This window comes from Massilia polaris, from assembly GCF_012927275.1.
Classification (GTDB): domain Bacteria; phylum Pseudomonadota; class Gammaproteobacteria; order Burkholderiales; family Burkholderiaceae_D; genus Telluria_A; species Telluria_A polaris.
In genome coordinates this window covers 121,876-135,320 of sequence record NZ_JABBGG010000010.1, presented here as the reverse complement: position 1 = coordinate 135,320, position 13,445 = coordinate 121,876, and the positions used below count along the sequence as shown (strand labels likewise).

Sequence of the window (13,445 nt, the reverse complement as noted above, 5' to 3'; positions counted from 1 at the left end):
GCTTTGCCATGCGAACAGGTGACAAGATCCGTGCGAATACCCACTTTAAGCCTGGCCAATTGGAGTGCGGCCCAAAATTTGCAAGCCTCTCTATAGGTAAGGCGGAACATTCAATAGCGCACCGGAATGAGCAGTCTCAACCCGGTTGCGCCCTGAGTTCTTCGCAATATACATTGCCGTGTCTGCTTGCTTCAGTAGGCTGGCCAGATCGACGCCAGAATGGTACTGCACCACTCCGAGACTAGCGCTCATATCCTCGTGTAGCCTGGCCGGGCGCATCGCCACGAGCTGACTCTGTTGGCGCGTGGGCCGGCCGGCGCACGAAACCTGCAACGCGCATCAGATCGTGCCGTTTCGACCAGCGTGAGACCCCAATGGCGTGCCAGCAGCGAATTGTGTACGCGCAGCCACCGGGAGCGGCACCCGGCCATTGCTACCGCGTCATTTGTAACTGTTGTAACAGTTATACGGTAACCCACACAGGGATTGTCATTTGGAACTGTATAAGTTATTGCATGCAAACGGTCCCAGCGCCGGCGAATCCACTCTGCCCTGAAAAACCAGGCTCTGGATGCGCAACAACTACAAAGGAACAACAATGAACCGATTCGCGACCAAGCCGCAAGTCTTACTTTTGGCAACGATCCTGAGCGCCCTGGTAGCGGCGCCGGGACTCGCAAGCGCGGGCACGTCGTCGCGCATTCAGGCACCGGTCAAGCTCGGCTCGGCGGGAACGTTTGCGCTTCTGAGCAAAACTGGCATCACCGATGTGTACGCCTCAGTGATTACCGGCGACGTCGGCGCCAGCCCAATTACCGGCGCGGCAATCGGCCTGACCTGTGGCGAGATTGCCGCGGGCATCCTCTACACCGTCGATGCCGCCGGTCCGCTGCCATGCAGCGTGACGGCCGCCACCTTGCTGACTTCGGCAGTGAGTGACATGGAAGCGGCCTACACCGATGCGGCCGGACGGGTCCTGCCTGACTTTACCGAACTCGGTTCCGGCGAGATCGGTGGCAGGACGCTGGTGCCAGGCCTGTACAAATGGGGTATCGATGTCAAGATCTCGACCGATGTCACATTGGCAGGCGGTCCGACCGACGTCTGGATTTTCCAGGTCTCCGGGGGCGTCCACCAAGCCAGCGCGACCCGCGTCACGCTGACCGGCGGCGCACTGGCCAAGAACGTCTTCTGGCAGTCGGCCGGCGCGGTGTCGATCGGCACCACCGCCCACTTTGAAGGCGTGATGCTGGCCAAGACGCTGGTCGCCGTGAAGACCGGCGCATCGGTCAACGGACGCGTACTGGCCCAGACCGCCGTTACCCTCGAGAAGAACACCGTCACCCAGCCAGCCCCGTAATAAAGCGATCCCTGGGCAACCGCCGAGACGAAAAACGCCCCCCTCAGCGGGCCGCAATACGCCTCGGGCGGTCGTCGCATATTCCCGCGGTCTGCAACGTATTTATGCATCGCTTTGTGTACGCGGCCCCTTCAGATACATAAGCTTGCAAAACTCCCTTCCATGGCTACACTGTCAATATACCCGGCACGTATACTGGTTTTGAAAGGCGAGCAGTCGCTCAGCACACCCCTATCGTTCCTGCATGAGAGATGCGGCGGGCGCAGGATCCCCACCGCCACGCAAAAGGAAACGATATGCGACTCGCCTTCAAACACCTTGCCACGGCCACAGCAAGCCTGGTGTTCTGCGTCGCCTCATGGGCGCAGACTGGCACCGACGCCCGGAGACCGCCCGCAGTCATTCCGCTCGCATCGGAGCCGGCGCCGAAACTCGTTGTCTTTGCGCCGCTGGCCGATGCGCTGGCGCGGGGCGTGGCTATCATCCAGTTCCGGACTGAGAATGTTCGAGTCATGCCAGTATTCGGCACGAGCGCGGTGGCGGTGTCGCCGCATCTGGGCCACCTCCATGTGACAGTCGACGACTGGCCTGGGACTTGGGCCCATACCAGCGAGGATCCCATCATCCTTGTTGGGTTAAAACCTGGCCCGCACAAAGTACTGCTGGAAGTGGCCGACCCAAGCCACAAGATCGTGACCGGCGAAACGGTCGTGTTCACGGTCCCCGAAACGCCTGGCGCCAAGGCGCACCGCCACTGACCACCCGTTGCCGCGCTGCGTACCGCCCGTCGCTTGCGCGAGTATGAACTGCAATGCTGGCCGTCGCAAATACATGCCCCGGGACTGCGTTAACGACTCACCCAACTTGCCACCGCCCCAGTGCGCCATTCTGAGCGCGGACCCGATGTGGATTTCGACCTGCGGCGCCGCTTTTTCTGACGGCCGGCAGTAAATTTTTGTATCGCAATGTGTACGAAGGCCTTCAGATACATAACCTTGCACAACGCCATTCCATTGGTACACCGCAGACACACTCGGCTCCTATGATGGTTTTGAGACGGCGATCACTCGATCGAGATCCATTAATTGAAACCTAAAGAGGAGTTCGTATGAAAACAGTTCGAATCATGACCGCAGCATTGCTGCTCGCTGGCAGCGGAATCGGTGTAAGTCACGCCCAGACACAGGCGCCGGCAGCGCCGGCCGCGAACGGTGGGATCTCGCGCAGCGACGTATTGCGCAATGATCTGGACGCCAAACGCGAGGCTATCCAGGTGCGTGTCGATTTTGCGCCTGGGGCAGCGTTCCCGATGCACAACCATCCCGGTGTAGAGATCGCTTACGTTCTGGAAGGCACGCTTGAGTACAAGTTCGGCAGCCAGCCGCCGGTCACGCTGAAGGCCGGCCAGGCCTTGTTTATCCCGGCGGGCACGTACCACTCGGCGCACAACCCCGGCAGCGTGAAGGCTTCGGAATTGGCCACCTATCTTGTCGAAAAAGGCAAACCGCTGGTTGTCAAACAGGAGTAAAGGCGTTGGCAGGCAAAGCGTCCCTGCTCGCCCTGGCGAGCCTCGGCATGTCAGTCACCGCGCACGCTGCCGAGAAAGAAAAGCCAACGTGCTGCTACGGGGCCAAGGCGTCGTGGTCAAGACCCCGACCGAGTGCAAGGCGATCGGCGGCTCGCTGACCGAGCTTAACAAATAGTGCTGGTGCCCCCCCTTGCGGGGCGGGCCCCTGGTGCTGATCAGGCCGTACGGGAGAGGTATGCGGCGGCGCCGCCGCAGTGCTGTGAGGAATCCGTGGTCGTGAGTGACCGACGCAGCGGAAGATGGCGCTGCTGCCGTCGCGCGCAGAATTGCCGGATTTGAAGTGCCTAACTTCAGGCGCTTGTCACGCTTTCACATTGATGATATTGCCGCTTGAAGCCATTCCATGGCTGGACGCGACTTTCGCCATTTCGTCCTGGATCCGATCTGCCAGGTCGTCGTTTTTCTCTTCCGCAGCTTTTTGCTGCAACTTCAACAATTCAGCAAGCGAACCAGGCAGTTCGACCGCAGGCTTTGCGGCGGGACTATTCCCATCGAGCGAGGCATAGTAGTCAGCATTTGGGCTGTCGCGCCACCCGCCCGCTGTCGGCTTTCCCTGGGCATGCATGTCCTGGATCCAGGCAGTGCCTGAGTTACTGACTGTCAAAGAATTCATATAAGCCTTCAAAGTTTTCCTCGACGCAGTCTATATCGGATGGCAAAAGCACCAGACGAAGAACTGCATCGCAATCAGCACTCAATTCGACCATTCAATGCCGGGCCGGACCTCGTAACCACAGCCGTATCGACACCATGTGGCCGTTCGATCCAGTCCGTGGGGCGCCGCTTAGAGCAGCTTGATTTCCACGTCGACGTTATTGCGGTTCATCTTGGAATATGGCAGGGCTGTGGGTGGGTACGCCCCGGCTTATCGTGGTGCCTCACCTCTCATAATAAATCGCGTACGATTTCATCGAAAGCGTTTGACATTCGCTCTGGCGTGGCTATACTACGTTCATCGGTTGCGATTCAGTCGCGCACGATACATCCAACGACACATACGGAGTTGATCATGAGCAAAATTCAAAAAGTCCTGCTGACCGGCAAATCCCGCACCACTTCCGCCGACGGCCGCGTCATCGCCGGCAACCACGAAGGCAACCTGAACATCAGCCTGTCCGCGCCGCGCATTCCCGCCGCGCCCGCCTATGCATTCGAAGCCGTCGCGCCGCACCCGACCGCCGAGCAGCTGTTCGCCGGCGCCTGGTCGGCCTGCTACATAGCCGCCGTCGGCCTCGTGGCCAAGGAAAAGAACGTGACGCTGCCGGCAAATACCGCCGTGGATATCGAAGTAGACTTGGGCGTGGGTGGAAGCGCATACTTCCTTCAGGCCCGTCTCAGCCTCGTCGTGCCAGGCCTCGACCACGCGCTGGCCACCGCGATCGCGCATGCGGCCGACGCCATCTGCCCGTACTCGAAAGCCACGCACGGCAATATCGATGTGGTGCTGAATGTCGTCACCGCGTAATTCCGCGGCGGCCCACATACATCGCATGCGATAAAATCTTTCGCGCTAGATTTATTTTACCAAGGAATCCATCATGAGCAACATTCAAAAAGTTCTGCTGACCGGCAAAACCCACACCACATCCCCTGACGCCCGCGTGCTCGCCGGCAAACACGACGGTACTGTCACCATGGCGCTGAGCGCGCCGGGCAACCCTCGCGCACCCGCATATGCGTTCGACACCGTCGCGCCGCACCCGACCGCGGAACAACTATTCGCAGGGGCCTGGTCCGCCTGCTATATTGCCGCCGTCGGCATCGTGGCCGCGGAAAAACAGGTCACCCTGCCTGCGGATACGGCGGTGGAGGTGGAAGTGGATCTGGGCATGGGCGGCGCCGACTATTACATCCAGGGCCGCATCAACCTGGTGGTACCTGGCCTCGACCACGCCCTGGCCACCGAGATCGCCCATGCCGCGGACGCCATCTGTCCCTACTCCAAAGCCACGCGTGGAAATATCGACGTGACCGTGAACGTCACGACCGCGTAATAGCCCGCGATAAGGTGCGCGTTCGCGCGCACCTTGTGCAGGCAAAGTCCATTGCGACTTATCCGATTTAATCGGATCCGCGTGGTAAAGTATGCATTATTCTGAACCAGGCGGACCATCAACCATGAGCAAAGCAAATAAAATCCCCAAGGCCAAAGACCTGAAGCTGACCGATTTCTTGTGCTTCGCCATCTATTCGGCCAACCTTAGCTTTGGCAAGGCGTATAAGCCCATCCTCGATGCGGTGGGATTGACGTACACCCAGTACATCACGATGATCGCACTGTACGAAGAAGGCAACCAGACGGTGGGCGGGCTGGGCGAAAAGCTGTTCCTGGAATCGAACACGCTTACGCCCATCCTGAAAAAACTGGAGGCAATGGGATATGTCACCCGCCAGCGCGACAGCGCGGACGAGCGCCAGGTCTTGGTCGGCCTGACCGCGGAAGGCCGGGCCCTGCGCGAAAAAACCAACAGCGATGCCTTGTCCGAGGCGTCCGGGTTGAGCCTTGACGAGTTCGCTGAAACACGCGACGCCGTGCTCAAGTTGCGCAACAACCTGAACAGGGCACTCAAGAAGTAGATGCGAGTTAGCGGGCCGCCACCGGGCCTGCGATTTCACTCGCTACTGCCGCTTTACTCCCGCTGCGGTTTTTTGCGCGCCCGCCACAGGCGACCATTTGGCCGCCTGCTGCAAATCGACGGGGACGCCGCATCCGCTTTGATACCTATAGGCCAGCCGCTCACTGGCCAGATATTGCCCTGCTCGGCCGGCTTGCGATACCACAGCGCGCCTGCTGATAATCGCGCGCAATTTCGCCCCGCCCGGCCCAATACAAGCTTCCCAGGCTGTACTTCGCTGAGGTCTTACGAACGCGCGTATTTACTGCCGCGACGCCGAGGCGCCCCCTTCTCCTGTTACGTTGCAGCAGCGCAACGCCACCCAATTTCCAGCTTGCTAGAGTTTCAATTTTTGGGTCCGCGGCTGGCCAGGCAAGGCATGATGACTGCTTATTGAACAGGCTGCCGTAACAATTGCCCTGTTGGCGCTGCGTGAGCGCCGCCCTTCCGTACGCGAGCGCACATTCCCTTCTCAGGTCACAAACGTCCAACCATCAGAGGTCTACCGTGCGTCAGAATCACTCTTACAACTACACTCAATCGCCTGCACCCGGCAAGAACGGGAATGACGCCGGCGGTGCCGTCCAGGCACCCGCCAGCGCTGTGCCGGCGGTGCTGACGGTGCGCACGGCCGCCCCGACCGGGCCGGATGGCCGGATGGAAGTGGTGCTCGTCGATACCTCGCTGGCCAACTACAAGAGCCTGGAAGCGGGCGTGGCCGACGGCATCGGCATCGTGGAGTTCGACGGCAGCGGCGATGGCCTGGCGCAGATCGCCCAGTGGGCCTCCGGCCAGCACGATCTGGACGCGATTCACATCCTGTCGCACGGCGCGCAAGGGCTGGTCAAGCTGGGCACCACCCAGCTGACCGAGGCCGCGCTGGCGTCGCCCGCCACGCAAGCCCAATTGGCGCAACTGGGCGCAGCGCTGACGGGTGACGGCGACCTCCTGCTGTATGGCTGCGGGGTCGCTGCCGGCGATAGTACTGGCTTGCTGGCCGGGATTGCGAAGGCCACCGGCGCCGACCTTGCCGCCTCGACCGACCTGACCGGCGCGGCCCGCCTCGGCGGCGACTGGACGCTGGAATCGCAAACCGGCGCCATCGATGCCGGTGCGCTTGCCCTGACCCAGTACGATGGCGCTTTGTTGGTGGTTCCTTTCGTCTACGCCAGCGACGGCGACGACTTCAGCCCCGTGACAAGCATCACCAAAACCGTGTCGACGAAGACCATTTCGTTCAGCGGGCCGGAGATGTACATCTTCAACAACGGCCTGCCGGACGATGGCCTTTACCCTTACGCCGCCGACGGCAGCAGCGGCGTCCGGTTCACCGTCAGCGTCGAGGCCGGCTACTCCTTCGACATCGCGTCGTTCGGTGTGCAATCCTATGTCGGCGCGATCTCCTTCGCCATCACCTGGGCCAACGGCACCAGCTCCGGCTTTACCCAGGCCGGCATCAACAACACCGGCGTCATCACGACGAAATCCAGTTTCGACACCGCGTTGAACGACATGCGCAGCGTGACGATCACCTCGATCGACTATGCGACGTTCCAGAATTTCAACATCACCGACGTCCGCCTGCTGGGGCCGGCCGCCACGGTCAATAGCGCCACCCTGTCGGCCGACACCGGCACCGGCGCCAGCGACTTCGTCACCAGCATCGCCGCCCAGACCATCAGCGGCACCTTGTCGGCCAACCTGGGCAGCGGCGAGCGCGTCGAGGTTTCCTATGACAATGGCAGCACGTGGAGCAATGCCGGCACCTATACGGTCGGCTCGACTGCGTGGAGCACCACCACCACGCTGAGCGGCAGCAATACCTTCGTGGCGCGGGTGGCCAACAGCGACGCCTCCAGCACCGCCTTCACGCATACCTATGCGCTCGACACGACTGCGCCGACGGTCACCTTCAGCAACCCGGCGCTGTCGGCCGATACCGGCGCCAGCACCAGCGACTTCATCACCAGGACCACTGCCCAGACCATCGGCGCCACCCTCAGCGGCGCCGCGGCCGCCGGCGACAGGGTGCTCGGCTCGCTCGACGGCGGCGCCAGCTGGACCGACATCACCAGCAAGGTCTCGGGTACCACGCTGACGTGGAACGGCGTCACGCTGACCGGCAGCGGCACCCTGATGCTCAAGCTCGCCGACGCCGCCGGCAACGAGAGTTCACCGCTGAGCCAGGCCTACACGCTCGACACCACGGCCCCTGCCACCGGCGTCGCCTCGGCCGCCCTGTCCAACGACAGCGGCAGCTCCGGCACCGACCTGGTTACCAACACGGCGGCGCAAACCATCAGCGGCACCTTGTCGGCCAACCTTGCCAGCGGCGAGACGGTGTACGTTTCACTCAACAATGGCGCCAGCTGGACCGCTGCCAGCGGCACGGTCGGCTCCAGCGCCTGGTCGCTCGGCGGCGTCACCCTGGCTGCCAGCAATACGCTGCAGGTCAAGGTCGGCGACACCGCCGGCAATGACGGCGCCGTGTTGTCGCAAGCGTACATCTTCGACACCACTGCGCCGACGATCACTTTCAGCAACCTGGCGCTGTCGGCCGATACAGGCGCCAGCGCCAGCGACTTCATTACCAGCACCGCCGCCCAGACCATCGGCGCCACCCTCAGTGGCGCGCCGGGCGGCGGCGACACCGTCTTCGGCTCGCTCGACGGCGGCAGCACGTGGACCGACATCACCAGCCAGGTGACGGGTACCACGCTGGCATGGACCGGGGTTACGCTGCCTGCGAGCGGTACGTTGATGCTCAAGGTCCGGGACGCGGCCGGCAACGAAGGTCCCGCCCTGAGCCGCGCCTACGCGGTCGATACCAGCGCGCCGGCCACGCCGGGCACCCCCGCGCTCGCCAGCGCCAGCGACAGCGGCTGGTCGAACAACGACGGCGTCACCAGCGATACCACGCCATCGCTCAGCGGCAGCGCTGACAACGGCAGTACCGTCAGCATCTTCGACGGTGTCACGCTGCTCGGCACGGCGGCGGCCGGCGCCGGCGGCTGGAACTTCACCACCGGCGCGCTGAGCGAGGGCAGCCACGCGATCACGGCGGTGGCCAGCGACACGGCCGGCAATACCTCGGCCGCCTCCGGCGTGCTCAACATCAGCGTCGATGGCAGCGCGCCCGCCATCGACTCGGTCGCGGTGCCGGCCAACGGTACTTATTACACCGGCGGCGCGCTCGACTTCACGGTCAACTTCTCCGAAGCGGTGTCGGTCGATACCTCCGGCGGCACGCCGCGCATCGCGCTGGTGGTCGGCGCCACCACGCGCTACGCCGACTATCAGTCCGGTTCCGGCAGCAGCGCGCTGGTGTTCCGCTACGTCGTGCAAAACGGCGACGCCGACGCCAACGGCGTCACGATCGGCGCGCTGTCGAGCAATGGCGGCCTCCTGCAGGATGCGGCCGGCAACAACGCAACGCTCACCCTGAACAGTGTCGGCAGCACGGCGGCGGTCGACGTGGACGGTTCGGTGGCCAGCATCACCGGCGTCAGCGCCACCACCGCCGATGGCGCTTACGGCAGCGGCCAGACTGTCACCATCGCGCTCGGCTTCAGCAGTGCGGTCACAGTTGATACCAGTGGCGGCATGCCGACGCTGTCGCTCGACAGCGGCGGCACGGCCACCTACACCGGCGGCTCGGGCAGCAGCACGCTGAGCTTCAGCTACACCGTGGGCGCCGGCCAGAACAGCGCCGACCTCGACTACAGCTCGGCCAATGCGCTGGTCTTGAACGGCGCCACCATCACCGAGACCGGCGGCGGCGGACAGGCCGTTTCGCTGGTACTGTCCACCCCAGGCGCCGCCGGCTCGCTGGGCGCCAACAAAAACATCGTCATCGACACCGCGGCGCCGGCACTGCCCACCGCGACGTTCAGCGTTGCGGAAAATGCGGCCATTGGCGCCGCGGTCGGCACCGCGCCTGGCACCGACCAGACTGCGCTGACTTACACACTGCAGGATGATGCCGGCGGGCGCTTCGCGATCGATGCCGACAGCGCTGCGATCACCGTGGCGAACGGCAGCCTGCTCGACGTCGAAACGGCGCCCGGCCATCAGGTCACGGTGCGCGCCACCGACGCAAGCGGCAACACCACCGACACGGTATTCACGGTCAATCTCCTGGACGTCAACGACGCGCCGGTCCTGGCCGTCAATACCGGCATCGCATTGAACACCGGCGCCTCCAGGGTCATCACGTCCGCCATGCTGAGCGTGACCGACCAGGACAATCCGGCCACGCAGCGCGTGTATACCGTGGCGGAGCTGCCGGCCGCAGGCAGCTTGGCATTAAACGGCACGCCGCTGTCCGTGGCGGCCACCTTCACGCAAGCCGACATCGACGCCGGCAAGCTGAGCTACGCAAGCGCCGCGACGGCAGGCAGCACCAGCTTTGCCTTCACCGTGTCCGATGGCTTCGGCGGCGCCATTGCACAGACCAGTTTCAGCCTGGCCGTCAATGTCCCGCCCGTTACCCCGCCGACCACACCGCCGACGCCGCCGGCGTCCACCACGATCGATGGCGTCGGCGTGAGCAAAGCCACCACGACCAATGCCGACGGCTCGGTATCGCAGACCATCCTGATTCCGGTGATCACGGCGAACCGCGTTGAGGCCGTCGGCAATAATTCGGTGGCCGACATCCCCCTCGTGTCGAGCGGCGGGACCAGCGTTCTCAGTGTGCAAGTACCGGTTGGCTACGGCCTGGTGGTGTCGGGCGCGGCCGCACCGAAACCTGCAGGCAATGCGCTGACTGACCTGATCCGGGAGATCCAGGCCCATACCGTCGCCGGATCCAGCGATCAACTCGCACTGGCAGGCGGCGGCACCGGTTTCCTGGCCGATTTGCCGGCGACGACGCCCTTGCTGGTGCAGACAATCGTTCCGAGCGCCGCGACCGGCGCGGCGGCGAGTGGCGCACCGCTGGTAATCATCGGCAATGAGGCCGCCGTGGGAACGCCGATGACCGCGCTGGTGATCGACGCGCGCGCGTTGCCGGCCGGCTCGGCATTACAACTGCAGAACGTTGAATTCGCCGCCATCATCGGAGCGGTGAAGGTCACCGGTGGCGCGGGATCGCAGCATGTCTGGGGCGACAGTTCGGCACAGACCATCGTGCTCGGCGCCGGCGACGATGTCCTGCATGGCGGCGCGGGCGATGACGTGATTGGCAGCGCCGGCGGCAACGATGTCCTCGACGGCGGCGCCGACGACGATATCGTGTTCGGCGGCATCGGCAACGACAGCTTGCTCGGCGGTAGCGGCGACGATCTGTTGCAAGGCGGGCGCAGCGACATCGGCCAGTGGGATTTCTACCTGACCAGCGCGGGCCAGGTCGTCGGGCGGCACAACACCGTGCTGGTCAACGCCGGCGCGCATGAAACCCTGACCGCCGGCGAGATGAATACGGCGCTTGCCGAACTGGGCTTTGTTTCGGCGGATCAGTCGACATTGAAAAGCTTGTCCCTGCTCTATCACGCCGCCTTCCACCGCGCACCCGACCTGGCTGGACTGAATTATTGGGCCGGGACCGCCGCGCCGACCGACCAGTTCGTCCAATCCTTCATGCGGACGTCGGAGTGGGTGAACGGGATGGGCAAACTGTCGAACCAGGACCTGGTGCAGCAACTTTACCAGAACACCCTGGGGCATGCGGCGCCCGCCAGCCAGCTGGGCGAATGGGTCAACAAGCTGGACAGCAATGCGATCTCCCGCGCTGATATTTTGCGGGAGCTCGCATTGAGCAGTGAACATCACGCCGCCCGGAGCAGCACGCTTGGTGTGGCGCTCGGCAGCGACAATCTGATGGTGGACCGCGGATGGATCGCCGACAGTGGCGACGACGTCCTGCACGGCGGGGCTGGCAACGATACGCTGGTCGGGGGTGATGGCATCGACACCGCCGTGTTCGGGGCAAAGCTTGCAGAATATAAGTTCCTGCTTTCGCCCAACGGCGAAATCAAGTTGGCAGAAGCCAGGGCTGGCGGAGATGTGGACGTCATCCAGCAAATCGAGAAGGGGCAGTTCAGCGACGTCGGCATCGATCTCGGTTTCACCCAGTCATCCCAAGCTGCGTTACAGCAGGTCGGCATGCTGTATCAAACCGTGCTGGGACGCTCGGGCGATTTGGCCGGTTTTGTTTTCTGGCTCGATCAGTCGCTCAATAAGGTCGATTTGGCTGCCGTATTTGTGAATTCCAATGAGTTCGCAGCGCGCTACGGGGCGCTCGACGATGCGGCGTTTGTCAGCTTGATGTACCAGAATGCAAGCGACCATGGTCCCGATGCCGCAAATTTGCAGAATTGGACAGCCTATCTGACAACGCATACGCGTGCTGAGCTGGCCGCCGCGCTGACGGCCAATGCCGAGATCATCGGCGTCCAGTATGGAAGCGAAGGCCTCTGGATTGTTTGAGTGTGACGGCCATGCCGGCCAGGCGGCAGGGGGCTGGTCCCGCATTCGACGGGACCAGCCCTGGGATACACTCAGGCGGTCAGGCGCAATTCAATGCGCTCGATGCGCGATTCAACGATAATCATGATCATTTGCTCACAGGAGGACTGATCATGACCGGAATCGCCGATTTCCCCATCCATGCCAAATGGCCTGCCAGTTTCCCGGACCGCATCCAGTTGTATTCACTGCCCACGTCGAACGGGGTCAAGGTGTCGATCATGCTGGAAGAAACCGGCCTCCCCTATGAGCCGCACCTGGTGAACTTCGACAGCAATGACCAGCTGTCGCCGGAATTCATTTCGCTAAACCCGAACAACAAGATTCCCGCCATCATCGATCCCAACGGTCCCGGCGGCGAACCGCTGGCATTGTTCGAGTCCGGCGCCATCCTGATCTATCTCGCCGACAAGAGCGGCATGCTGCTGCCACAAGATGCAAGCGCGCGCTACCAGGCCATCCAGTGGCTGATGTTCCAGATGGGCGGCATCGGCCCGATGTTCGGCCAGCTGGGCTTCTTCCACAAATTCGCCGGCAAGGACTACGAGGACAAGCGCCCGCGCGACCGCTACGTGGCCGAATCGGTGCGGCTGCTGGGCGTGCTGGAGCGCCATCTGGAAGGACGCCAGTGGATGATGGGAGACCAGTACACCATCGCCGACATCGCCACATTCCCGTGGGTTCGCAACCTGGTCGGGTTCTATGGCGCGGGCGACCTGGTTGGCATTGACAATTTCCCCAACGTGCAACGGGTGCTGGCCGCGTTCGTCGCACGCCCAGCCGTCGAGCGCGGCCTGAACATTCCTGCCCGCCCCTGATTGGATATGCGTATGAGCTTGCCGACCGCGCAAGCGGCGCGGCAGACATGGTTGCGTTTCCGATGTTGAAGTTTCCAGAACGTATAAAGGAATGCCCATGAAGGCGATCGTCAGTGAGAAGTACGGGTCACCGGATGTGCTCGAATTGCGCGAGGTGGCAAAGCCCGTCCCCAAAGACGACGAGGTCCTTGTCCGCGTCCACGCCGTCTCGGTCAACGACTGGGATTGGGGCCTGCTCCAGGGTTCCGCATTCATCGACCGCCTCCTGTTCGGCTTCTTCCGCCCCCGCAATACGATACTGGGTTCCGACGTCGCAGGGCGGATCGAGGCGGTCGGCAAGAACGTGACGCAATTTCGCGCGGGCGATGAGGTGTTCGGCGATTTGAGCGGGCGATGGGGCGGTTTCGCCGAGTATGTTTGCGCGCGTCCGGCGGCACTGGCGTTAAAACCGCCGGGCATGACATTCGTCCAGGCAGCGTCGATACCCCAGGCGGCAATGCTGGCGATTCAGGGCCTGCGCGATGCCGGAGGCATCCGCCAGGGCGACAAAGTCCTGATCAATGGCGCCGGGGGCGGCGTCGGTACCTTTGCAATCC

Annotated in this window: 10 protein-coding genes and 1 pseudogene; 9 read left to right on the top strand and 2 right to left on the bottom strand. The window is 63.0% G+C overall.

The genetic code is table 11. The features are described 5' to 3' along the window. Window positions 1–90 precede the first annotated feature (90 nt). Window positions 91–279 (bottom strand): diguanylate cyclase domain-containing protein, encoded by a 189-nt coding sequence (locus HHL21_RS17275; RefSeq protein ID WP_206085863.1) that lies wholly within the window; start codon window positions 277–279, stop codon window positions 91–93. 319 nt (window positions 280–598) lie between these two features. Between HHL21_RS17275 and HHL21_RS17270 the strand changes: the two genes are divergently transcribed. The 3 genes from HHL21_RS17270 to HHL21_RS17260 all read left to right on the top strand — a co-directional run bounded on the left by HHL21_RS17270 (window position 599) and on the right by HHL21_RS17260 (window position 2,888). Then, window positions 599–1,360 carry an ice-binding family protein gene (locus HHL21_RS17270; protein WP_206085851.1) on the top strand — a complete coding sequence of 254 codons (762 nt, stop codon included), beginning with the start codon at window positions 599–601 and terminating at the stop codon, window positions 1,358–1,360. A 296-nt stretch (window positions 1,361–1,656) separates the two neighbouring features. Then, window positions 1,657–2,118 carry a DUF6130 family protein gene (locus HHL21_RS17265; protein WP_169468105.1) on the top strand — a complete coding sequence of 154 codons (462 nt, stop codon included), beginning with the start codon at window positions 1,657–1,659 and terminating at the stop codon, window positions 2,116–2,118. A gap of 350 nt (window positions 2,119–2,468) precedes the next feature. After that, the gene (locus tag HHL21_RS17260) at window positions 2,469–2,888 is read left to right on the top strand and encodes a cupin domain-containing protein (protein WP_169468103.1); all 420 of its coding nucleotides are present in this window, start codon (window positions 2,469–2,471) and stop codon (window positions 2,886–2,888) included. A 361-nt stretch (window positions 2,889–3,249) separates the two neighbouring features. Here the strand turns inward: HHL21_RS17260 and HHL21_RS17255 are convergent, their stop codons facing one another. Beyond that, window positions 3,250–3,573: a hypothetical protein gene (locus HHL21_RS17255; protein WP_169468102.1), complete on the bottom strand. Its 324-nt coding sequence runs from the start codon at window positions 3,571–3,573 to the stop codon at window positions 3,250–3,252. Window positions 3,574–3,957: 384 nt separating this feature from the next. Between HHL21_RS17255 and HHL21_RS17250 the strand changes: the two genes are divergently transcribed. The 6 genes and pseudogenes from HHL21_RS17250 to HHL21_RS21785 all read left to right on the top strand — a co-directional run. Beyond that, entirely contained in the window at window positions 3,958–4,413 is a 456-nt protein-coding gene (locus HHL21_RS17250; RefSeq protein WP_169468100.1) for an Ohr family peroxiredoxin, read from the top strand. A 73-nt stretch (window positions 4,414–4,486) separates the two neighbouring features. Then, window positions 4,487–4,942, top strand: a complete 456-nt coding sequence (locus tag HHL21_RS17245; protein WP_169468098.1) for an Ohr family peroxiredoxin — start codon at window positions 4,487–4,489, stop codon at window positions 4,940–4,942. Window positions 4,943–5,066: 124 nt separating this feature from the next. Next, window positions 5,067–5,525: a MarR family winged helix-turn-helix transcriptional regulator gene (locus tag HHL21_RS17240; protein ID WP_169468096.1), complete on the top strand. Its 459-nt coding sequence runs from the start codon at window positions 5,067–5,069 to the stop codon at window positions 5,523–5,525. Window positions 5,526–6,070: 545 nt separating this feature from the next. Next, window positions 6,071–11,992, top strand: coding sequence for a DUF4347 domain-containing protein (locus tag HHL21_RS17235; protein ID WP_169468094.1), 5,922 nt, complete (start codon window positions 6,071–6,073; stop codon window positions 11,990–11,992). 152 nt (window positions 11,993–12,144) lie between these two features. Beyond that, window positions 12,145–12,849: a glutathione S-transferase N-terminal domain-containing protein gene (locus tag HHL21_RS17230; RefSeq protein ID WP_169468092.1), complete on the top strand. Its 705-nt coding sequence runs from the start codon at window positions 12,145–12,147 to the stop codon at window positions 12,847–12,849. Window positions 12,850–12,940: 91 nt separating this feature from the next. Continuing rightward, a pseudogene (locus HHL21_RS21785) lies at window positions 12,941–13,285 on the top strand (alcohol dehydrogenase catalytic domain-containing protein); the annotation flags it as partial. Window positions 13,286–13,445: the final 160 nt, after the last annotated feature.